We start from the raw sequence: 20,324 nt of genomic DNA on the forward strand, positions 1-20,324 counted from the left end.
GCTTCAAGCTCGTCGGGGCAAGCGGAGGCTCATGGCGAGGACGAAGGCGCCAAGACATGCAAGGACGGCCGCAAGGACGTGCAACTCCGACGTCGTAAGGTGCGCGCCGAACAATAGGCCGAGGACGACCGTCGACAGGATGGTCCCCATGTAGCGAGCCATCTGAAACAGTCCGGATGCCGTGCTGATGACCTCGCGCGGGCTCGCCGCAAAGAGAGCCGTCTGCAGGCCAACGTTGTTGAAGCCGTTGGACAGTCCGAGGACGGATAACACCACGCACAGCCACCACACAGGCGATGCCGTGTGCAAGGTCAACATGAGCAGGCTGCCCGCCGTCATGAACACCGCAGCGAGGACAAGTGGCGGTCGAGAGCCGCTGCGAGCCACCCAGCGTCCCGTCATGGGCGCCGTGATGAGGCTGAAACCGGCCACCGTGAGCATGATGAGCCCCGTCTCCTGCGAGTCAAAGCCGCGCACCTCCTGCAGATAGGTGGGCATGCCGAAAAAGATGGAATAGAAGATGATGTTCACCGTGGTGAACTGGATCAACACCCACGTGAGCGACATGTACTGCTTGAAAAAGCGCAGGCTCAAGAACGGGCTTTGCGCGACGTGCTCCCGCAACCCAAATGCTGTAAACGACACGACGCCCGCCGCGGCGGCCCACCAGGCTGGTCGTTCCGTGAGCGAGAGCAGAAAGACGAGCGACGTGGCAATGGCGAGGATGAACAGGGCGATGCCGGGCAAATCGATTTCGCGCAGCACGTCGCGGGCCTTCTGGTGAACGCCGCGGCGAGGGTTCGGCAGCACGAAAATCGCGAGGAGGAAACTGGCGACGACGAATGGAAAGTTGACGAGGAAAATCCCCTGCCAGTCCAGATAGTTCATGATGACCCCGCCGATGGACGGGCCAAAGGCGGCCGCTCCCGAAGAAAACACGGACAAAAACGCGAGTGCCTGGGCCTGCCGCTCCGTGATGACGTTCCGCACAATTCCCATGCCCGCAGGGTAGATGGCGCCGCTCCCAAACGACTGAATGAGGCGGAAGATGACCAACCATGTGAACGACGGTGCGAAAGGGGCCAACGCGCACGACAGCGTCACAAGCGCGAGTCCGATGAGAAACAGCGGTTTTCGGCCGACGAGATCGGCCACCTTCCCCATGATGGGTTGGGCGACGGCGCTGGCGAGGTAATACGAGGAGATGAGCCAAGAGGCCGTGGTAAAATGGACATGAAACACGTGTTCGAATTTGGCCATGGCCACGGAGATCATGGACGAGTTGAGTGGGTTCAAAAGCACGCCGAGCGCGATGGTCATCAAGAAGAGGATCCGTCGCCCGCCGCGCGGTTCCCCTGTCGACATGGTGATAGTGGACATGCGCCTTCCTCCTTGCTGATTCCGGTTGAATTATACGCTTCTCGAAAGATGTCTTCCAAATCGCTGGGGGTGCTGGGGATGCGCGCGGTGAAGGTCGTGAATGAGGCGCAGTTGCGCGATTGCCTGTCCATCCGGCGACAGGTGTTCATTGAGGAACAGCGAGTTCCGGAAGAATTGGAAATCGACGAGTTTGATCATCCGGATCGGGCGGTGCATGTGCTCTTGTATGACGACGATGGGGCGCCGGTGGCCACGGCGCGGTTTCGCCCGTATCACCCTGGGGACCATCGCACGGCCAAAGTGCAGCGCGTGGCCGTCCTCGGGCACCTGCGCGGCCGCGGACTCGGCCGGCAGGTGATGCAGGCCGTGGAGGAACTGGTGCGCGAAGGTGGATTTCAGGAGATTGTGCTCGACGCGCAGCTGCACGCCGAGCCGTTCTACCAAAAACTTGGTTACCGACGCGTCTCGAACGACGTATTCGAGGACGCCGGCATTCCTCACGTTCGCATGCAAAAATCCCTCACGTGAGGCGCGCAATGACGTCCTTCTGATCCGGAAACCGTGGAGCCACCTCTTCGCGCGACACGAGCTCAAAGTCCTGAAAGTCGAATCCGGGCGTCACCATGCAGCCCACGAGCGCGAATGCCGCGCCCTCTCCCGGGATGAGCTCGGCCCCGAAGATGGTTCCGGCGGGAACCAAGACCTGAGGTTCTCGGCCGGGCGCGTCGGGCAGGCCGAGCTCCCTCGCCTCGTAGCGGCCGTCGGCATGGAACAGATGTACGATGAGCGGTCGGCCGTAGTGAAAGTACCACAGCTCGTCGGAGCGGAGCCGGTGCAGGCGGGACACGTCGCCTTGTGGCAACAGGAAGTAGATGCTGGTGGCGCTGCGGCGCGCGCCGCCATATGCCGCGATGGTGGCCGGATCGCAGAGGTAGCGCGGCGAGTGATAGATTTCGCGATAGTATCCGCCTTCGGGGTGCGGGGCGAGTTGTAAGCGTTCGATCCATCTGCGTGCGTCGGTGTTCATGGAAGACCTCCTTCATTCCATCGCGCGCGGGGAGACATCCCTCGGCCATTTGAATCGGCCCCGATGTTTTGGCACGATAGAGGACGTTGATTCTTGACGATTATCGCACAGGCGCAAAACTCAGAAGAAGGTCAGGTGCTGCGTGTTGAAACCGATCGACGTGCAGGCAGTACAGGCTGCGTTAAACCGCTTTGTCGGAGACGACGTCTACTTGCACCTAGAGACCACCAATGGCGCGTATGCCGCGCACCGGTTCGGCCAGCCGATGGCGGTGTGTGCCTACATTCGAAACGGGCGCGTTCGCTTTGAGCGGGCCGCCATCGCCGGGAATCGGCCGTATCGCGTCGGGCTCAAGATGGAGAATGGCTGGATTTACGCGGAGGGACTCACGGACTACGAAGTAGACGAGAAGGGCCGATTGCTCTTGGCAGGCCACGATGACGAGGGGCGGCTCGCGGTTGCGCTGCAGCTTTCACGCACCCCCTGGCCCATGAGCGCGATGGAGGAGGAGGCGTGAGCGATGGCACCCGTGGAAAAGACGCGTCACCTGCTGCTCGTGTATCCCCATCCCGATGACGAGTCGTTCGGCAAGGCCGGGACCGTGATCTTGTTCACCCGCGCGGGCACGCCCGCCACCCTCATCTGCGGCACGCTCGGTGAACTGGGGCGCAACATGGGCAACCCTCCTATCGCCAACCGGGAGACCCTCCCGAAGATTCGCCGGAAGGAGCTTGAACAGGCGTGCGAGATCCTCGGCATTCGGGATCTCCGATTGCTGGGCCTGCGGGACAAGACTGTCGAATTTGAAGATCCCGAGCGAATCGCAGATCGCATCGAGGCCGTGATCCGCGAGGTAAAGCCGTCGATTCTCATGACGTATTATCCTGGGCTCGGGGTGCATCCCGATCACGACGCCATGTCGAATGCGGCCGTGATCGCCGTCAAGCGGCTGCCCAAAGAGGAGCGGCCAGTCATCTGGGGTTCGGCGGTCGTGCACGAGCCCGAAAAGATCCTGGGCGATCCCGACTTTGTGATTGACGTGTCGAGCGTCCTGGATCAGAAGCTGGCGGCGATGAAGGCCCACCGCTCGCAGTTCTCGGGCATCTTCGCGCGGGTGGAGGAGGCGCTGGCCGCTGGAGGACCGGCGCGGGAAGAAGTGTTACGCCTGTTGGGCACGGAGCGGTATTGGGTCTACCGGATCGACGATTGAGGAGGGTCCGCATGATCCGCGTCCTATTTGTGTGTCTCGGAAACATCTGTCGATCCCCGATGGCGGAGGCGGTCTTTCGCGACATGGTCCGAAAAGCCGGCCTCGAGGGTGAAATTGAGGTCGATTCCGCCGGCATCGGCGACTGGCACGCTGGCGACCCGCCGCATCACGGGACGCGCCGCGTGCTCGAACAAAACGGCATCGACTACGCGGGCATCGTGAGCCGGCAGATTCGTCCGGAGGACCTCGAACGGTTCGACTACATCGTCGCGATGGACGAGTCCAACATGCGCGCCCTCGAGCGGCTCGGCGCGAAGCGGTCGGAACGCGTGTTCCGGCTGCTCGATCTCGTCCCCGACGAGCCGGACGAAGTGCCGGATCCGTACTACGACGGCCGCTTCGAAGAAGTGTATCGCCTGGTGCGCCTCGGCTGCGAGGCACTTCTCCGCCGCATCCAGGCGGATCTCGCCAAGACCTGACCCCGTCTCGTTTTCTTTCATCCGCGGGCCCGGGATCTCCGGGCCCGCGCTCGTCTTCGGCACCCACGCACCTCCATCGGCATACACATGGGCGAACGGCTGAATCGGGTGGAGGATCCGACATGAAGACCATGTATCGAAACCCACTGCGGCGCGTGCGCACCGTGTTTCTCGAAGGCGTGTATCCCGACGGCCCGCTCGCCGGGCGAACCTTGGCCGCCGCTCGCTTGCCGCGCGGCAGCGTCTATCAGGTGTGGATTGGTGGCGGAGATGACGTTGCCGAATGGGCGCGCCGCGCGCGAGGAAAGCTAGGCGGCGCCGTCGCGGTCGGCGCGTGGCAGGACGCACACCGGTTTGAGTTGTCCGTTGAGCGGTGGCGCCCGCTTTCGGCCATTGCGCCGAAAAGCGAGGGCAAGCGGGTGGTTGGGCTGGCGCGCCCGTTCCTTTTCGCCATGGCGGCTGCGGATCGTTACTTCATCGAGACGCACGACGGCGCCGCAGACGCCGAGATTGTGGTGCGCGATGCGAGCGGGGAGCGCTGGCCCGCAGGCACGTGGCGCGACTTTCTCCTCAAGCGAGTTCACCCTGTGCGTTAAAAAATATGACGAAGCCAAAGAAAAATCTTTAGCTATGTAAACTATCCTTACAAAATGCATTGATCCGACCCCCGCGATGCGCTACGCTACAGACAACAGGGCACGCCCTGGTCCGCATTCTCTCGCGGAGGGTCGATCTCGATGGAACCGCCATTCGAAACGGTCATCTTCACGCAGGCCGACGAAGCTCGCAACGAGTTGATGATGCGGGAGCTCAAGGAAGCGGTGGAACGGAGCCAAATCCGCGTCGTCGACATTCGGCGGTATCGGGATCAGTTGATCGTCACCTTTCGCCGGCTCTCGTCCTGAGACGGGCGGGAGCCGCCCCGGCCACGCGCCGGTCGCTTCAGGCTGTCCACGCCACTCCTTCTCCTGGGCGGATCGACTGGATCCGCCTTCTTTTTTGTGCTCCGCCGCACTCTTGGTTCGGGCGAGTGGTTTTGGACACGGCGAGCAGTATAATGAAGGCAGAAGGGAGCGAGCGCCGTGGAAGAGATCCGCACGAGCGATAGGTATCGGGAAGCGGTGCAATCGGGCCGCGTGGTGGTGGAATTCTATGCGACGTGGTGCCCGGACTGCCGTCGCATTGAACCATATTTGGGGGAATGGGAGGAAAAGTACCGAGGACAATTCACCTTGGTCCGTGTAAACCGGGACGAGGTGCCGGAGCTGGCGGAAGAGCTCCAGATTCTCGGAATTCCGACCTTCCTCGTGTACGACCAAGGCCGCGAGGTCAAGCGGCTCTTCAGTCGGGATGCGAAGTCCAAGGAGCAGGTGGAGCAGTTCTTGGACAAGGCGTATGCCTGATTTGTGCGATCACGGCCGCGGGCGGATACCGCCCTTGCGGCCTTTCGCGTCAGGAGAGGGGCAGAGAGCGGTATGACGTCGTTGCACCACTTTTTTCATCCGAAGGTGGTTGCCGTCGTGGGCGCGTCGAGGAACAAGGATCGACTCGGCCACGTCCTGTTTCGTCACATCCTAAACAGCGACTTTCGCGGGACGGTGTACCCCGTCAATCCGTCCGCGCAATCGGTGGCCGCGGTGCGCGCCTACCCCAGCCTGCGCGACGTCCCGGAACCCGTCGATCTGGCGGTGCTGGTGGTGCCCGCGTCGCAGGTCTTGTCCGTCATCGACGACGTGATTGCGGCGGGCATCAAGCACGTGATGATCTTGTCGTCTGGGTTTTCCGATATGGATAAGCCTGGAGAAGAGTTGGAGCGCGAGATTTCGGAAAAGCTGCGCGCGGCGGGATGCCGTCTCATTGGCCCCAACAGCCTCGGTCTCATCCAGATGGACAGCGAGACGCGGCTCAACGCGAGCTTTGCGCCGAAGGTGCCAGAGTACGGTCACGTCGCCATCGCGTCGCATTCCGGCGCGCTCGGGATCACCATTCTGGACTATGCGGCCTACATTGGCTTGGGCGTCGCGAGCTTCGTCAGCCTGGGCAACCGCGCGGACGTCTCGGGCAACGACTTGCTGCAATATTGGGGCGACGATCCGGCCATCGAAATGATTCTCCTGTACCTCGAGTCGTTTGGGAATCCGAGGAATTTCTCTCGGCTCGCCAGGCGCATTACCCGCCAGAAGCCCATCCTGGCTGTGAAGAGCGCACGGACGCCCGTCGGGCACGATGTGGCGAACGCGCGGACCGTCTCCGTGGCGGCCGAAGACGCGACCGTGGAGGCGATGTTCCAACAGGCCGGCGTCATCCGCGTGGACACGCTACAGGAACTGTTTGATGTCGCTGTGCTGCTGAAGGCGGGTCCCACGCGCGGCGGGCGGCGGGTGGCGGTCGTGACCAACACCGCCGGAGGGGCCGTGATGACGGTCGACCGCATTGTCCGGGAGGGGCTGGAATTCGTCGGGCCGGTCATCAACGTGGGCTTCGAGACCCTCGCCGAGAGCTATCGTGAAGTGTTGCCGCAGGTGCTGCGCGATCCGAGTGTGGATTCCGTCATCGTGCTGTTTACGCCCGTGGGTCCATCGAACGAGGAGGCTGTGCGCGTCGCCATTTCGGCGGCGCTGTGCGAAGTGGCGAACGACCCTCCCGTTCCAGGCGTCCGCCATCCGTACGAAAAACCCGTGGTCGCCAACTTTCTGACCACAGGTGACTACCGCGTGCGGATGCTTGAGGTGGACTCCGAGCGGCAGATTCCCATCTATCCGTTCCCGGAGCAGGCCGTTCGCGCGCTCGCAAAGGTCGTGGCGTATCACGAGTACCGCGAGAAGGATCCGGGCGTGATCCCGTTTGTCGACGGGATCGACACGGACTTGGCCCGGACGCGCATGTACCAGGAAATTTCCGCAACATCGTATCGTGGCGAGGAGGACGTTCAGGGGCTGGTGACGCTCGATTGGCCCGCCGTGCGCGAAGTGCTGGCAGCTATTGGGCTCGACGCGGCGGATGCGCCGAACGACCAAGCGGAGGAGCAGGCGACCTTCAACATCGTCGTAGAGACGGATCCGCTGTTTGGCCCGCTTTTGCGCCTGTACCTCTCCTCGGAGGAGCGGGGCGCGGCCGCGCTTCGCCGGTCCGCCAAGACCTTGCCCGCCGTGCGGCTTCTGCCACTCACGGATTCCGACGCCCGAGAGCTGTGGAGCGACGCTCTGGTCAACAGTGCCTCGTCGCGGATGAAGCCGCATGAAGAGGTCGTGATCGACGCGATGATCCGCATGTCGCAGTGGGTCGAAGACGTGCCGGAGATTGCAGAGGCAGATCTGTACTTCGTCATCGAAAAGGACCGCGCCGTATGCGTCGCGGGCCGAGTGGAAGTCGCGCGGCGCAACGGGTAACATAGCATGAAAGAGGGGAGGCCTTGTCATGGAACACAGGAGGCTCATTATCCTGGGAACGGGGCCAGCTGGGTACACGGCGGCCATTTACGCGGCGCGAGCAAATCTCGAGCCGCTCGTGTTCGAGGGCGATCAGGCGGGCGGCCAGTTGACCTTGACGACGGAAGTGGAGAATTTCCCCGGTTTTCCGGATGGCGTGATGGGTCCGGAGCTGATGGAGGCCATGAAGAAGCAGGCCGAGAAGTTCGGCGCGGAGTTCAAAGCGGGCATCGCGACGGGAGTGGACTTGTCGCAGCGCCCGTTCAAGGTCGTGATCGACAAAGAACGCGAATACACCGCGGACGCGATCATCGTAGCGACGGGCGCGTCAGCCAAGCTGCTCGGCATTGAAGGAGAGAGCGAGATGATTGGCCGAGGCGTGTCGACGTGCGCTACGTGCGACGGGTTTTTCTTCCGGAACAAGCGCGTCATCGTCGTGGGCGGCGGCGATTCGGCCATGGAGGAGGCGACGTTTCTCACGAAATTCGCCTCCGAGGTGACGATTGTCCACCGACGCGAGGAGTTCCGCGCGTCGAAGATCATGCAGGAGCGCGCCAAGGCGAATCCAAAGATCCGGTTTGTCATGAACGTGCAGTCGAAGCGCGTGCTCTCGGACGGCAATAAGGTAACGGGGCTTGAGGTGGTGGACAACCGGACGGGCGAGACGAAGGTGCTCGAAGCGGACGGCGTGTTCGTCGCCATTGGTCACAAACCGAACACGGACTTCCTGCGCGGCCAGCTGGAGTTGGACGACATCGGGTACATCATCACGAAGGGCAACACGTCGGAGACGAGTGTGGAAGGGGTCTTTGCCTGCGGCGACGTGATGGATTCGCGTTACCGGCAGGCCATCACGGCGGCGGGATCCGGCTGCAAAGCGGCCATGGACGCAGAGAAGTTCCTGGAGGGTCAGGCGGCTCACGATTGGTCAGTGTCGCTCAACGCCTGACCTCTGGACGGGATTTCTGGTTCCGGCACCGTCTGCATGTCGGGTGCGGCGATGGCGCATACTTCAGGCGAAACACCCACTTCAACGAAGGAGTGACGCCGAGATGCAGCCGATGCAACCGACGTATGGTGGCCAGGGCCAGGGAATGGGCTACAATGCGCAGGTGTATCAGCAGATGCGCCAGTTCGCCACCCCGGCCGAAACGGTTCATCAGCACATGCAGCAGGACGCGCAGTACGCACAGCCGTCGTACGGCTATGCGCCGATGGGGACCATGGGCATGGGCCACAGCATGCTGAGCCAGTTTGGGTCCAATCCGCAGATGGTCCGTCAACACATTCAAGAGGACCTGCAGGCATACGGCGGGCAACCGCTGGGACAAGCGATGGCGGGGATGCACGGCGGCGCTGGATATGCTGCGGGCTACGGCTCGTATGGCGCGCCGCAACAAGCGCACGTCGTCTCCATGCAGGGACGCCAGGCGTATCAACAGGCGGCGGGCCAAGCACAAGGTGGCTACGGCATGTCGCCCTCGGGTTACGGCCCGCAATTCGGTATGATGGGTGCACAGGGCCACGCGCAATCCTACCCGCAGCCCTATGCGCAAATGATGCAAATGCAACCTGGCTATCAGGCGCACGGCTATGGGATGCAGGGCCATCCGTCGCGCGGCGCGTTTGCGCAATATGGGACGGATCCTCAGGTCGTGCGCCAACACATTCAGCAGGATCTCGGCTATTACGGCGCGATGCAGTGACACAACGGGCCAGTCGCCAAGTAGGGCGGCTGGCCCAATTCCTTGTATCGCGCTGCATCTCACCTGAGCATTCGCCGCACGATTCGATGCCGCCCAACTCCTTACTCCTCGAGCGCCCCGCGGATGGTGTCCACGAGTTGGTCCGCTGCGTTCGCCTCTCGCAGGGCGCTGACAAAGTCGTCGTGCATGAGTTTGCGCGCCAGTTTCGACAGCAGGCGGAGGTGCTCATCGTGAGCGCCCTCCGGCACCAGAATGAGGAACACCGTGTCCACGGGAGCGCCGTCCAGGCTGTTCCAATCCACAGGCTTTTCCAGCCGGGCGAACATGAGCGCGGCCTCTCGCACTGCGGAGGACTTGCCGTGCGGAATGGCGATGCCCTTGCCGAATCCAGTCGTTCCCTCTTCTTCACGGTGCTCGACCGCTTGAACGGCAACGTCGACGTCGTCTACGTGGCCCAAGCGAAAAGCCAGTTCTACCATCCGCCGAATGACGTCGGTGCGCGTCGCGACCGACTCGTCCAGAAAGCATACGTGATCGCGCGTCAGGATCGTCATCTTCCTCAGCCATCCTTTCCTTGCGAATCCCCAAGTCGCGTGATTCGTCGAGCCATGGTGTGGGCCATACCCAAGCGATTTCACGAGAAATCCATCTCTCGATTGACAACCTCCATGCTACACCATAAAATGATCGCAATCAATCATCTTCGAGCATATTCGAGCGCTCGTATGTGAAAGGTGCGTCCATCGAAGGTCTGCGAGTGAAAACCTGAGAACAGCGAGGGGCAAGCGCCAAGCGGGAGGTGGTGAGCTTGTTCGCAGATGAGCGCAAGGCCCGCATTGCGCAGCACGTGCTCGTGCATAAGCGAGCGACCGTGAGCGAACTGGCGCAGATGTTTCAAGCTTCCGAATCCACGATTCGGCGAGATTTGCAAGAGCTCGAGGAGCAAGGCGTGTTGCACCGCACGCACGGCGGCGCAGTGGCCAAGGAAGTGGCCGCGTTTGAGCCGACGTGGAGCGAGAAACGAATCCAGAACCAGGATGCGAAGATGCGGATTGCCGCGCTTGCCCTCGACCTTGTGCGGCCAGGGCAAGTCGTGCTGCTCGACGCAGGGACGACGACATACGAAATCGCCCGGCAGTGGCGCCATGAAGGCGTGACGGTTGTCACCAACAGCCTGGATATCGCCTCTGAATTCAGCACGCGCCGTGACCTGGATCTCGTCCTATTGGGCGGCCAGCTTCGCGCCAAGACCGGAGCCTTTGTGGGGCCGTTTGCGGAGCGGATGTTGGACGAATTGCACGTCGACATCGCCTTTTTGGGCGCGAACGGCATCGATTTCCGCGGCATCACGACGCCGAATCCCCAGGAGGCTGCTATCAAACGGGCGATGGTCAAGTGTGCCGATCGCGTGGTTCTTGTCGCGGATCGCACGAAGCTCCACCAGACCGCGTTTGTGCGGGTGGCCACCTGGGACGAGATCGATACGTGGGTGTCGGACGGACCCCTGCCGGACGGCGAGTGGCGCCAGTGGCAGGCGGAAACCGAGGTGGAGTTCATTTGTGAAAACGAGGAGGGAGGGGTGATGGAATGACTGTGCAGCCGGACGATCCAGAAAGCCTCAGTTCGACGGACATCGTGACGGTGACCGTCAATCCGGCGATTGATGTGTACGTGCGCACAGAGTCCCTTAAGCCGGGCGAACTGCATCGCGTGGACGAACAGATTCTTGTGCCTGGAGGCAAAGGCGTGAACGTCTCTTGTGCGCTCGAGGCGATGGGCCGAAAGAGTCGCGCGCTCGGGTTTGCGGGCGGTTCGCGCGGGCGGTGGCTGGCCTCTTCGCTTCCTGGGTGGGCGCAGTGGATCCCCATTGCAGGGGAGACGCGGATGAACTTGAAGGTGATGGAGGACAACGGTCGGCTGACCGAGCTGAACGGGCCTTCGCCTCACATCGATCCCGAGAGCTGGGCGTTGCTGAGTGCTCAGGTGCTCGAGGCCTTGCGGCCGGGGGCGTGGCTCGTCATCGCCGGGAATCTGCCAGAAGGATGCCCAGTGGAGGGCTACCGTGCGTGGACGAAGGCGGCCGTCGAGAGAGGGGCGCGCGTCGTTCTCGACTCTAGCGGAGATGCGCTGCGCCTCGCGTTGGAAGCTCGTCCGCACGTCGTGAAGCCAAATCGGCAGGAGCTCGCGGAGTGGGCCAAGGCTCCGGTGCTGGACGCGGTGGACGCGATTCGACAGGCGCGGCGCATGGCTCGATACGCAGCGTGCGTCGTGGTCTCGCTCGGGGCGGATGGCGCCATCGCGGTCACGCAAGAAGGCGTTTGGCGCGCGCGGGTGCCGAGCGTGAAGGTGGTGTCGCCCGTGGGCGCTGGGGACAGTCTTGTGGCCGGAATGGTGCACGCGCTGTCGAACGGACGTTCCGTGCCCGAGGCTCTCACCTTCGCTTCCGCAGCGGCCACGTGCAAGGTAGCGTTGCCGCCGGGCGTGTTTCCTTCGCTCGCACAAATTGCGGCCATCGAGCAGCAGATTGAAATCGAAGCGTGGAGGGATGTGTTGTGGCCAAGTTCGTAGCGGTGACCGCGTGTCCAACTGGAATCGCGCACACGTTCATGGCGCAGGAGGCGCTTTTGCAGGCTGGAAAGAAGTTGGGGCACGAGGTGCGCGTCGAGACGCAGGGCGCGCTCGGCGCCGAGGACGCGCTGACCGAGGCCGAGATCCGCGAGGCGGACGCCGTGATTGTGGCGGCGGATAAGCAGGTCGATCTCGACCGTTTTCGAGGGAAGCGCTTGCTTCAGACGTCCGTGAGCGCGGCCATCAAGGAGCCGGAAAGGTTGCTGGAGGATGCGTTGCGGGCGCCGACCTTTGAGCCGGGCGAATCGCGCGGGGCGCTCGACGAGATTCAAGCGGCGAAGCAGGCGCGCAACCAAGGGACACCCGCCGTCTATCGGCACCTGATGAACGGCGTGTCGCACATGTTGCCGCTTGTCATTGCGGGGGGCATCTTCATCGCGCTGTCCACGGCTATCGACATCAACGGCCAGTCGTCCTTGGCTCAGGCCTTTGACAACATCGGCGGCGGATCGGCCTTTAAGCTGTTTGTCCCCGTTCTGGCGGCCTTCATCGCGCAGTCCATTGCGGATCGCGCCGCGTTCGCCGCAGGGCTCGTCGGCGGCTGGATTGGCACGCAAGGGACCATGTATCACGCGGGGCCGAACGCGAGCGCTGGGTATTTGGGAGGCATCATCGCAGGGTTCGTGGCGGGCTATGTCACGCTTGCGCTGAAAAAATGGATCCGGGTGCCGCGATCGCTCGAAGGCATCAAAACCGTTCTCATCCTTCCGGTTCTGTCCGTGGGCATCGTGGGGCTGCTGATGATCTACGTCTTGGGCCATCCGGTGGCCGCGCTGATGGGCGCGCTGTCCAGTGGCCTCATGCACATTGGTGCGAGCGCGTCGCTCGGGCTCGGCGCCCTGCTCGGTCTGATGATGGCCTTCGACATGGGCGGTCCGTTCAACAAGGTGGCGTATTTCTTTGCTGTCGGCCTGCTGGCCACGAAGACGCCAGAAGCCGAAATGATCATGGCGGCCGTGATGGGGGCGGGCATGGTTCCGCCGCTCGCGATGGCCATCTCAGCTTTCGCCGCGCCGCGCAAGTACTCGCCGGAGGAGCGGGACGCCGCGAAAGCCGCCGTGATTCTGGGGGCCTGCTTCATCACCGAAGGAGCCATCCCGTTCGCGACACGAGATCCGCTCCGCGTGATCCCGTCCATCATGGTGGGATCCGCCGTGACGGGCGCCCTCAGCATGCTGTTCCACGTCACGAACCCGGCGCCGCACGGAGGCATCTTCGTGTTCCCGCTCATCGGGCACTGGTACCTGTTCGTGGTCGCCATCCTCGTCGGGGCGGGCGTGGGCGCCGCCATGGTGACGGCGCTCAAGCGGGAAATCCAGGTTCAGCCCGCCTGATAAGTCGGCAGGCGAAGTCCGCAGCACGCACGTAGGAGACTCGATTCGCCATCCCGCAGCCGAACGCAACTTACAAGCGACCCCATCTCTCGCGCTGGGGTCGCTCCACCGTGTCTGATGTGCGAGAACCCTCGGCATGTGCCAATCCGTGATGCCGAGGCCGCCTGCGTCTGCTCCTCCTGTCCGCTCCTCCACCTATTCTTCGTCTCGGGGCCTGTGCTTTTTTACGTACGCCATCGCCGCCTGAAGTCCTACCTGTCCCACGAAGGCGGCCAGAATCAAGACCACAATTTCCGCGACGATGGAAACGGACAGCGCATACCCCGACTTCATCAGCCACAGGCACGAGAGTCCCATCAACTCGGGAATGGCGGCGGCTGCGACGAACACGAGTCCGTTTGCGAGGAACGAGAACGGCCCCTCGACGACACCCGAAAAGGCGAAGAATGCCAGTAGGCACGCGGCGAATACATCGAGAATGAGAAGCACGGAATCGCGCGCGGCCAGCATGAGCAGGTGGAGAATCACGGCGCTCACCCCCGTGACCGGCTGATCATCCAGGCGTCAGGAGATCTGGATCTCCCGGTGTATGTTCGACGATGGCAGTTCATTTCCTTTCGCAACCTCCCATCGAAGGGCGCTTTCCTGCATGGGTGAATTGGATCGCCGCTCTGGGCGTCGAGACAAGGGCGCATGGACTGTGGCACAATAGCCGTGAGACACGAAGGGATGGGGGACGGCTGGATGGACGTCATGACAGGAACGCTCGTCGAGTGGGCCATGGTCATTCGACAAGGCGAGGTGTCTTCGTTCGATGCTGTGGCGCGGCATCTCGAGCAAATGGCCGCGCACAACGTGGACGGGATGGGGATTCGCGCCGTGATCGAGGTGAACCCCGAGGCCCTGTTGGAGGCCGAGGCGCGGGACCGGGAACGCCGCACCGGGTTTTTGCGGGGCCCGCTGCACGGGGTGCCTATCCTCGTCAAGGATAACCTCGACACGGCCGATGCCATGCAGACGACAGCTGGATCGGTGGCGCTCGAGGGGCACCGGGCCAAGGAGGACGCGGAAGTGGTGCGCCGGCTTCGCGCGGCGGGCGCCGTGATCATCGGCAAGGCGAATCTCACGGAATGGGCGAACTTCCTGAGCGATCATATGCCGAACGGGTATTCTTCGCGCGGCGGGCAGACGCTGAATCCATACGGACCTGGAAAATTCGATGTCGGCGGCTCGAGTTCAGGGTCCGGCGCGGGGGTCGCGGCGGGCTTTGCCCCCGCGGCCATCGGCACGGAGACGAGCGGCTCCATCCTGAGCCCGTCGAGCGCCAACAGCCTCGTGGGGTTGAAGCCGACGCTCGGTATGGTCAGCCGGCGCGGCATTATCCCCATCGCGATGAGCCAGGATACGGCGGGGCCGATGGCGCGCACCGTCGCCGATGCGGCGCTTTTGATGTCCGTCATCGCCAGCCCGGATCCGCGGGACGTGGCGACGCAGGGCGTGCGCTGGCCGGCGCGCGAGGCGTGGCTTCACCTTCGCCGCGGCGCGCTCCAAGGCGCGCGGATTGGCGTGCCGCAGGCGTATCTGGAGGACGTTCCAGAGGACGAGCGCTCGGTCTTCCATGAGGCGCTCTCCGAGCTGCGCGAGCTTGGGGCGGACGTGATCGAGTGCGACCTCGCGAAGGACAGCTTCGATTACGACGTGCTCGTCGCGGAGTTTCCGCCGGCGCTGGATCGGTATCTCGCCACTGTGGAGCCATGGCTGCCCGTCCATTCGCTCGCCGATGTGATGGCGTTCAATGCCCGCCACGCCGATCGCGCCCTCCGATACGGCCAGGCGATTTTCGAGCGGGCGCGGGCGCAGAGCCACCTCCACCTCGCGGACGGCGCGTACATCCGCGCGCGGCTTCGCGATCTGCGCAAGTCGCGCCAGGAAGGCATCGACCGCGTGCTCGCGGAGCACCGGTTGGACGCGCTTGCGTTTGTGAACTACTACGGCTGTTCCATTGCGGCGAAGGCGGGGTATCCGTCCATTACCGTGCCCGCCGGGTACACGCAGGAGGGCAAGCCGGTGGGACTGACGCTCACCAGCACCGCGTACAGCGACGTCCGGCTGTGCCAGTTGGCGTACGACTACGAGCAGGCGACCCATCACCGGCGCCCGCCTGCGATGTGAGGAGGAAGCACCATGGCGTTTGCGATTTGGGGAGGCGTGTTCGCATTTCTCGCCGTCGCGCTTGGCGCGTTTGGCGCGCACGTGTTGGGGGACAAGCTGTCAACCGAGATGATGTCCGTCTACCACACGGGCGATCAGTACCAGATGTATCACGCGCTGGCGCTCATCGCTGTAGGCATCCTGCTCCGGCTTCATCCCGATTCTCGCCTATTGTCCGCGGCGGGGTGGCTGTTCGCCGTGGGGATTGTGCTGTTCTCGGGCAGCCTGTACGCCCTCAGCGTGTCTGGCGTCAAGGTGCTCGGGGCCATCACGCCCATCGGCGGCCTCTGCTTCCTGGCCGGGTGGATTTGTTTCATCCTCGCCTTGGCGCGCTGATCGCCAGAGATAAGCGCCTACGCCGGTGAGGCAGATGGCGCCGCCGAGCCCCTCGAGCGGCGAGATGGGCTGGTGCAGAAGCAACGCTGCGAGGATGGAACCGACCACCGGTTCCCCCACGACGGTCATGGCGATGGCCGTCGGCGGCACGCGGTGCAGGAGCGCGTTGAAGATGCCGTGGCCGAGAATGGTCGAGACAACGGCAAGCGCTGCGAATAAGAGCCAGTTGTGGGCGCTGTAGCCCCAAAACGGCGCGCCCAGGCATGCGTTGGCCAGGGCAAGCACCGCACCGCCGACGACAAAAGCCGATGCGTTGTACGTCCACGCGGGGATCTCCATCCGGGCCCGTGCGCCGACGAGGACGTAGCCCGAGACGGCGAGGGTCCCGAGGAGCGACATCAGGTCGCCCAGGGCGCCGGTGCGGGTGACTCCGGCGCTTGCCGCTGCGGCGAGGGCGGCGCCAGCGATGGCCACCACCATGCTGGCGAGATCGACCCACGCCGCGGGCGCACGGCGCCACAGCCACTCGCCCATCCACACAAACACCGGTTCGAGCGCCAGAATGATGAGCGACGAGGCGACGCTCGTCAGCTTCAGCGACTCAATCCAAAACAGAAAGTGAAGGCCGAGCAATACCCCGCTCGCCGCGAGCCATCCCGACATCCGCCGAACGGACTGCGCCGGCGGCCGTTCCCGCCACACGGCGGGCACGAGCAGGACGGCAGCCATCCACAGCCGGTACATGCCGATCACGCCCGCCGGCGCCGTCGACCACGCGATGAAAATGGCGGAGAACGAGATGGCGACGAGGCCGACGGCGAGGAGCAGGGCCGTGATCGCCCTCACGGCGCCGAGGCTTGGCGGTGCCGATCGAGAAACGCGATGGTCCGCCGGTAGGCTTCAATCTCGTTCTCCAGCTTCATAAATCCGTGGCCCTCGTCCGGAAACACGATATATTCCACCTCTCGCCCTTTCTCCCGCAGGGCCTGCACAATCTGATCCGATTCCGCCTTGACGACGCGCGGGTCGTTCGCGCCTTGGATGACGAGCATGGGCTTCGTCATGCCGTCCAGATACGTGATGGGCGAGTCCTTGATCAGCCGCTCGCGATCCGCCGGATCGTCCGGGTCGCCCAGCCACATCTTCATGATGGGCTTCCAGAAGTCCGGAACCGATTGCGCAAAGGTGACGAGATTGCTCGGCCCGAAGAGGTCGACGCAGGCGCGGAAGTAGTCCGCATGCCGGCCATGCAAAAGAAGCGTCATATAGCCGCCGTAGCTGCCTCCGACCAAGAAAAGCTTGTCGCGGTCCGCGAGGCCCTGCGCGACGAGCCACTCGATGCTCGCAATCATGTCTTTGCGCGGCCCTTCGCCCCAGTCGCGCTCCACCATCTTCATGAACCGGCTGCCGTACCCCGTGCTGCCGCGGAAATTCGGCGCGAACACCTGGTACCCGAAGAGGAGCCAGTACTGAAACAGTTTCCGGAAGCCTTTGCGCTCGGCGGCCTGCGGCCCGCCATGTGGCCAAACGATGGTGTAGCCATTCGCAACCTCAGGCTTTGGGCGGAAGAGCAGCGCTTCGAGGGTCAGGCCGTCAAAAGATGGGAAGTGGACCACGTCGGCCTGCACCAAGTCGTCCGGGGAAAAGCCCATGGGGCGCACCCGCGTGAGCGGACGCCATGTGCCGTCCAGGTCGAGCATCCAAACATTCCCGGGCTCGTTGTCGCTTCCGCCGAGAAGATACAGGCGCCCGCTGTCCCCAACCTTGATTTGCCCGACGACGTCGCAAGGCGCGGTCAGCTTCTCTGCAGAACCGGTGCGCAGGTCCACTCGGTACAGTTCGTCGATCACGCCGCGCATCACGGCGGCGTACGCGGTCTGGCTGTCCTCGTGCACGGCCACGTGCGTGACGCTTCCCTTTTCCGGCGCCCAGATGCGCTGGAACGAACCGGTTTGCGGATCAAACGAGGCGAGATACAGTTCGTCCGCTTGATAGTCCGTGGCGAAGACCACGAGATGACCCGCGAATTCGATGGACTCCACGATGTGCGGAGTCCCGGGGTCCGGCGTCAGGCTCACGCGTTCGCCGCCGCGGTGGAGGTGGGCGATCTGGTACGTGTTCGCGAAGGACGTCGCGGTCACCCAGGACGTCTCGTCGTCGCTCACGGCCACCAAGACGGTGGGACCGCCCTCACCTTCGTAAAGGGTTTTCTCCTCGCCGGATTCGAGGTCGAACACGTAGCCGCACAAATACGTGGGATTGTCCTTGTCCGACGAGTAGTAGATGCGGTTTCCGTCCTTGGACGTCGTGCAGAACATGAAGCGGCGGCCGTCGTGGGTGCAAAGCGGCTGCTTTTCGCCGCCGCGGGGCGGGATGAGGTAGAGTTGGGCGTTCTCATCTCCGTCGTGATCGAACGCGACGAGCACGTAGCGGCCCTGGGGGTCAAAGTGCATCGCGTAGGGCACCTGGCCTTCGTTCGTCAGCCGGTAGGGGAAGGGGCAATCGAGATCGATGCCCCAGGCGTCGTAGCGGCCGGAGAAATTGGTGGCGACGGCGATCCGGGTTTCGTCCTTCGAGACCGCCAGCCCGAATATGGTGGGGGTGTGGAAGAGTTGTTCGGGATTCGGGCGCGGGAGTTGTATCACGAGTTTCACGCTCCTTCGTGGGGTGAACCTGAGGGTGGTTTGGCCATCTGAGATGGATCTTTTGCGCGGAGTGTGAAAATTCCTGCCGAGCCGTGGGGCGGTTCCAAAAGATTGGAGGATAGGCGCGGGGAACCGTAGCGTGGGGTGTCACCCGGTTCACGCCGGCGGTCGCCATTGTGTGTTATAGTCGGGTGAGCAGAAGCGAGACGGGCGGTGAAGGTACTTGACAGGCCGATTGGAGCTTGAGGGTGCACATGAGGCACATTCCAACCCAGAAGTCGATTTGTACCTCGAACAGGGTTGCATGCGCTGTCGCTTTGGCGGCACGCCGGACTGCAAGGTCCACCGATGGGAGGACGCGTTAAAGGCGCTTCGCGCCATTCTGCAGAGCTGCGGGCTCGCCGAGGAAGTGAAATGGCGGCAGCCTTGTTATACCTATCAGGGCCGGAATGTGGTCATCATGAGCGCCTTCAAGGACTACTGCGCGCTCAACTTTCTCAAGGGAGGCATGTTGGAGGATCGCCACCGCTTGTTGGAGAAGCCGGGCGAGCACACGCAGGTGGGGCGCCAGATGCGGTTTCGAAGCGCGGATGAGGTGAAGGCGCGCGAGGACGCCATTCGCGACTACATCCAGCAGGCGGTCGAGATCGAGCGCGGGGGCAAAGCGGCGCCACCCCGCGAGGCGCCGGAGCCGCCGATGCCGGAGGAACTGTTGCGCAAGTTCGATGAGATGCCGGAGTTGCGGCAGGCGTTCGAGTCGCTGACACCTGGCAGGCGGCGGGCGTACCTCCTGCACTTTTCGGCGCCCAAGCAGTCAAAGACGCGGGCAGCCCGCATCGAGAAATGCATTCCCATGATCCTGGAGGGCAAGGGCCTCTACGACCGCTGAACGGCGAGAGAAGAAATATATGGAAGATCGTGAACGAATGGGCGCTGGTGTTGTGCCTCAGCATATTGCGTATTTAGCTATATGGCTATAAAATGAATCAAGAAGTCGTGCGAGGATTGTGGTGGTGAAGGTGAATGAGCGCGTATTCAAAGCCATGTCGGATGGGACGAGGCGGAGGATTCTTGAACTGTTGAAGACAGGGCCGAAGACGGCCGGGGAGATTGCGGACCACTTTCCCCATGCGCAGCCCACAATCAGCCGTCATCTCAGCGTATTGAAACACGCAGATCTGGTGGTGGACCGGCGCGAGGGAACGCGCATCGTCTACCGGCTCAACACCACCGTGTTGCAGGAGTGGCTGGCCTGGCTTCTTGAACACTTTGGGAGTGATGACCGTGACGGGGAAGCGTAAACCGCAAGCGGTGCCGTGGTGGGGCTGGGCGGCATGGGCCATGGCGTTGGCGTTTGGCTGCTTGGCGTACCCGCATCTGCCCGCTGATATCCCAAGTTATCTGCAGTCGAATGATACGCCGCGCTCGCGATTTTGGGTCGTCTTTGATGGACCTGCTGTGATGTTGGGCATCATGCTCCTTTGGTACGCGTATCGGTGGTGGAGGCGGAACTCGAAGCTCGATGTTTCCTTTTGGTCGACATATCGGTACATTGGCGGCGTGGTGGTGGTCTGCGTTTCTCTGATGTACGCGGCGGACCTTGCTCATGTGCTTCACAGGGCCACGCTGCGGTGGGAGGCCACCGCGTCTGGACTCATGTTTATGCTCATCGCGAACGTGCTCCCGCGCGTACGGCCGAACGGTTGGATCGGCGTGCGCGTGTCATGGACGTTTGCGGACGAGCGCGTATGGACTTGGACGCACCGCCTCTGCGGCCAACTGGGCGTCCCCGCCGGGATGTTGATCATCCTGTTGGCGTGGGTGTTGCCAGCCGGACACGGGATGCTCGAGGTCGCCATACTGGTTCCCGTGTGCCTGTGGGTTTTCATCGCGTTGGTGGCCTCGTATATGTACGCGAGGCGGCTTCGGAAGCTATGACT

At 63.1% G+C, this 20,324-nt stretch carries 23 protein-coding genes and 1 pseudogene; 18 read left to right on the forward strand and 6 right to left on the reverse strand.

Features of this window, described 5'->3' with window-relative positions; genetic code table 11:
* Positions 1–3 precede the first annotated feature (3 nt).
* Positions 4–1,380, reverse strand: coding sequence for an MFS transporter (locus AC27E8_RS13380; RefSeq protein WP_487099780.1), 1,377 nt, complete (start codon positions 1,378–1,380; stop codon positions 4–6).
* 78 nt (positions 1,381–1,458) lie between these two features.
* On the opposite strand from AC27E8_RS13380, the gene AC27E8_RS13385 reads away from it, so the two are divergent.
* The gene (locus AC27E8_RS13385; protein WP_487099781.1) at positions 1,459–1,908 is read left to right on the forward strand and encodes a GNAT family N-acetyltransferase; all 450 of its coding nucleotides are present in this window, start codon (positions 1,459–1,461) and stop codon (positions 1,906–1,908) included.
* Here AC27E8_RS13385 and AC27E8_RS13390 read toward each other — a convergent pair.
* On the reverse strand, positions 1,901–2,407 hold the full coding sequence (locus AC27E8_RS13390) for a cupin domain-containing protein (protein ID WP_014463741.1): 507 nt from the start codon (positions 2,405–2,407) through the stop codon (positions 1,901–1,903). The two genes, AC27E8_RS13385 and AC27E8_RS13390, sit on opposite strands and share 8 nt — an antisense overlap.
* 145 nt (positions 2,408–2,552) lie before the next feature.
* Here AC27E8_RS13390 and AC27E8_RS13395 point away from each other — a divergent pair, with 145 nt between their 5' ends.
* The 9 genes from AC27E8_RS13395 to AC27E8_RS13435 all read left to right on the forward strand — a co-directional run bounded on the left by AC27E8_RS13395 (position 2,553) and on the right by AC27E8_RS13435 (position 9,230).
* Positions 2,553–2,924 carry a YojF family protein gene (locus AC27E8_RS13395; RefSeq protein ID WP_041695694.1) on the forward strand — a complete coding sequence of 124 codons (372 nt, stop codon included), beginning with the start codon at positions 2,553–2,555 and terminating at the stop codon, positions 2,922–2,924.
* A 3-nt stretch (positions 2,925–2,927) separates the two neighbouring features.
* Positions 2,928–3,617, forward strand: a complete 690-nt coding sequence (gene bshB2 / locus AC27E8_RS13400) for a bacillithiol biosynthesis deacetylase BshB2 (protein WP_487099782.1) — start codon at positions 2,928–2,930, stop codon at positions 3,615–3,617.
* A gap of 11 nt (positions 3,618–3,628) precedes the next feature.
* Complete coding sequence (locus AC27E8_RS13405) at positions 3,629–4,096, forward strand: low molecular weight protein-tyrosine-phosphatase (protein WP_041695016.1); 468 nt, start codon at positions 3,629–3,631, stop codon at positions 4,094–4,096.
* A gap of 122 nt (positions 4,097–4,218) precedes the next feature.
* Positions 4,219–4,692, forward strand: coding sequence for a hypothetical protein (locus AC27E8_RS13410; protein WP_487099784.1), 474 nt, complete (start codon positions 4,219–4,221; stop codon positions 4,690–4,692).
* 141 nt (positions 4,693–4,833) lie between these two features.
* Positions 4,834–5,001, forward strand: a complete 168-nt coding sequence (locus tag AC27E8_RS13415; protein ID WP_014463746.1) for a hypothetical protein — start codon at positions 4,834–4,836, stop codon at positions 4,999–5,001.
* Between the two features lie 177 nt (positions 5,002–5,178).
* Complete coding sequence (locus AC27E8_RS13420) at positions 5,179–5,499, forward strand: thioredoxin family protein (RefSeq protein ID WP_487099786.1); 321 nt, start codon at positions 5,179–5,181, stop codon at positions 5,497–5,499.
* Positions 5,500–5,571: 72 nt separating this feature from the next.
* On the forward strand, positions 5,572–7,485 hold the full coding sequence (locus AC27E8_RS13425; protein WP_487099787.1) for an acetate--CoA ligase family protein: 1,914 nt from the start codon (positions 5,572–5,574) through the stop codon (positions 7,483–7,485).
* Between the two features lie 28 nt (positions 7,486–7,513).
* Positions 7,514–8,473, forward strand: a complete 960-nt coding sequence (gene trxB / locus AC27E8_RS13430; RefSeq protein ID WP_487099788.1) for a thioredoxin-disulfide reductase — start codon at positions 7,514–7,516, stop codon at positions 8,471–8,473.
* Between the two features lie 103 nt (positions 8,474–8,576).
* Positions 8,577–9,230 carry a hypothetical protein gene (locus AC27E8_RS13435; protein ID WP_487099789.1) on the forward strand — a complete coding sequence of 218 codons (654 nt, stop codon included), beginning with the start codon at positions 8,577–8,579 and terminating at the stop codon, positions 9,228–9,230.
* Between the two features lie 101 nt (positions 9,231–9,331).
* On the opposite strand, the gene AC27E8_RS13440 is transcribed toward AC27E8_RS13435, so the two are convergent.
* Positions 9,332–9,784, reverse strand: coding sequence for a PTS sugar transporter subunit IIA (locus tag AC27E8_RS13440; protein ID WP_487099790.1), 453 nt, complete (start codon positions 9,782–9,784; stop codon positions 9,332–9,334).
* A gap of 248 nt (positions 9,785–10,032) precedes the next feature.
* Between AC27E8_RS13440 and AC27E8_RS13445 the strand changes: the two genes are divergently transcribed.
* From AC27E8_RS13445 to AC27E8_RS13455, 3 genes are read left to right on the forward strand one after another with little or no spacing between them, the layout of a single operon-like run.
* Positions 10,033–10,821 (forward strand): DeoR/GlpR family DNA-binding transcription regulator, encoded by a 789-nt coding sequence (locus tag AC27E8_RS13445; RefSeq protein ID WP_487099791.1) that lies wholly within the window; start codon positions 10,033–10,035, stop codon positions 10,819–10,821.
* Positions 10,818–11,798, forward strand: a complete 981-nt coding sequence (locus tag AC27E8_RS13450) for a 1-phosphofructokinase family hexose kinase (protein WP_487099792.1) — start codon at positions 10,818–10,820, stop codon at positions 11,796–11,798. The genes AC27E8_RS13445 and AC27E8_RS13450 overlap by 4 nt, the downstream gene beginning before the upstream one ends.
* Entirely contained in the window at positions 11,783–13,192 is a 1,410-nt protein-coding gene (locus tag AC27E8_RS13455; protein WP_487099793.1) for a PTS fructose transporter subunit IIC, read from the forward strand. Before AC27E8_RS13450 ends, AC27E8_RS13455 begins: the two co-directional genes overlap by 16 nt.
* 195 nt (positions 13,193–13,387) lie before the next feature.
* On the opposite strand, the gene AC27E8_RS13460 is transcribed toward AC27E8_RS13455, so the two are convergent.
* Positions 13,388–13,720 (reverse strand): hypothetical protein, encoded by a 333-nt coding sequence (locus AC27E8_RS13460; protein ID WP_487099794.1) that lies wholly within the window; start codon positions 13,718–13,720, stop codon positions 13,388–13,390.
* Between the two features lie 216 nt (positions 13,721–13,936).
* Here AC27E8_RS13460 and AC27E8_RS13465 point away from each other — a divergent pair, with 216 nt between their 5' ends.
* On the forward strand, positions 13,937–15,364 hold the full coding sequence (locus tag AC27E8_RS13465; protein ID WP_487099795.1) for an amidase family protein: 1,428 nt from the start codon (positions 13,937–13,939) through the stop codon (positions 15,362–15,364).
* 12 nt (positions 15,365–15,376) lie between these two features.
* Positions 15,377–15,739 carry a DUF423 domain-containing protein gene (locus AC27E8_RS13470; protein ID WP_487099796.1) on the forward strand — a complete coding sequence of 121 codons (363 nt, stop codon included), beginning with the start codon at positions 15,377–15,379 and terminating at the stop codon, positions 15,737–15,739.
* A gap of 30 nt (positions 15,740–15,769) precedes the next feature.
* Here AC27E8_RS13470 and AC27E8_RS13475 read toward each other — a convergent pair.
* Both AC27E8_RS13475 and AC27E8_RS13480 read right to left on the reverse strand, forming a co-directional pair.
* Positions 15,770–16,585: pseudogene (locus AC27E8_RS13475) on the reverse strand (DMT family transporter); the annotation flags it as partial.
* The gene (locus tag AC27E8_RS13480) at positions 16,582–18,384 is read right to left on the reverse strand and encodes an alpha/beta fold hydrolase (protein ID WP_487099797.1); all 1,803 of its coding nucleotides are present in this window, start codon (positions 18,382–18,384) and stop codon (positions 16,582–16,584) included. The pseudogene AC27E8_RS13475 and the gene AC27E8_RS13480, both read right to left, overlap by 4 nt.
* Before the next feature lie 304 nt (positions 18,385–18,688).
* On the opposite strand from AC27E8_RS13480, the gene AC27E8_RS13485 reads away from it, so the two are divergent.
* From AC27E8_RS13485 to AC27E8_RS13495, 3 genes are all read left to right on the forward strand, one after another.
* Complete coding sequence (locus AC27E8_RS13485) at positions 18,689–19,273, forward strand: YdeI/OmpD-associated family protein (protein WP_487099798.1); 585 nt, start codon at positions 18,689–18,691, stop codon at positions 19,271–19,273.
* Positions 19,274–19,394: 121 nt separating this feature from the next.
* Entirely contained in the window at positions 19,395–19,685 is a 291-nt protein-coding gene (locus AC27E8_RS13490) for an autorepressor SdpR family transcription factor (protein ID WP_487099800.1), read from the forward strand.
* Positions 19,669–20,322, forward strand: coding sequence for an SdpI family protein (locus AC27E8_RS13495; RefSeq protein WP_487099801.1), 654 nt, complete (start codon positions 19,669–19,671; stop codon positions 20,320–20,322). Before AC27E8_RS13490 ends, AC27E8_RS13495 begins: the two co-directional genes overlap by 17 nt.
* The last annotated feature ends 2 nt before the right edge of the window (positions 20,323–20,324 follow it).

The organism is Alicyclobacillus sp. CIJ1 (assembly GCF_057538885.1).

Coding starts and splice junctions, on each gene's coding strand:
- bshB2 (WP_487099782.1), top strand. CDS start 2,928: ATGGCACCCGTGGAAAAGACGCGTCACCTGCTGCTCGTGTATCCCCAT.
- AC27E8_RS13410 (WP_487099784.1), top strand. CDS start 4,219: ATGAAGACCATGTATCGAAACCCACTGCGGCGCGTGCGCACCGTGTTT.
- AC27E8_RS13390 (WP_014463741.1), bottom strand. CDS start 2,407: ATGAACACCGACGCACGCAGATGGATCGAACGCTTACAACTCGCCCCG.
- AC27E8_RS13435 (WP_487099789.1), top strand. CDS start 8,577: ATGCAGCCGATGCAACCGACGTATGGTGGCCAGGGCCAGGGAATGGGC.
- AC27E8_RS13485 (WP_487099798.1), top strand. CDS start 18,689: ATGCGCTGTCGCTTTGGCGGCACGCCGGACTGCAAGGTCCACCGATGG.
- AC27E8_RS13465 (WP_487099795.1), top strand. CDS start 13,937: ATGGACGTCATGACAGGAACGCTCGTCGAGTGGGCCATGGTCATTCGA.
- AC27E8_RS13385 (WP_487099781.1), top strand. CDS start 1,459: ATGCGCGCGGTGAAGGTCGTGAATGAGGCGCAGTTGCGCGATTGCCTG.
- AC27E8_RS13450 (WP_487099792.1), top strand. CDS start 10,818: ATGACTGTGCAGCCGGACGATCCAGAAAGCCTCAGTTCGACGGACATC.
- AC27E8_RS13440 (WP_487099790.1), bottom strand. CDS start 9,784: ATGACGATCCTGACGCGCGATCACGTATGCTTTCTGGACGAGTCGGTC.
- AC27E8_RS13380 (WP_487099780.1), bottom strand. CDS start 1,380: ATGTCCACTATCACCATGTCGACAGGGGAACCGCGCGGCGGGCGACGG.
- AC27E8_RS13405 (WP_041695016.1), top strand. CDS start 3,629: ATGATCCGCGTCCTATTTGTGTGTCTCGGAAACATCTGTCGATCCCCG.
- AC27E8_RS13470 (WP_487099796.1), top strand. CDS start 15,377: ATGGCGTTTGCGATTTGGGGAGGCGTGTTCGCATTTCTCGCCGTCGCG.
- AC27E8_RS13425 (WP_487099787.1), top strand. CDS start 5,572: ATGACGTCGTTGCACCACTTTTTTCATCCGAAGGTGGTTGCCGTCGTG.
- AC27E8_RS13415 (WP_014463746.1), top strand. CDS start 4,834: ATGGAACCGCCATTCGAAACGGTCATCTTCACGCAGGCCGACGAAGCT.
- trxB (WP_487099788.1), top strand. CDS start 7,514: ATGGAACACAGGAGGCTCATTATCCTGGGAACGGGGCCAGCTGGGTAC.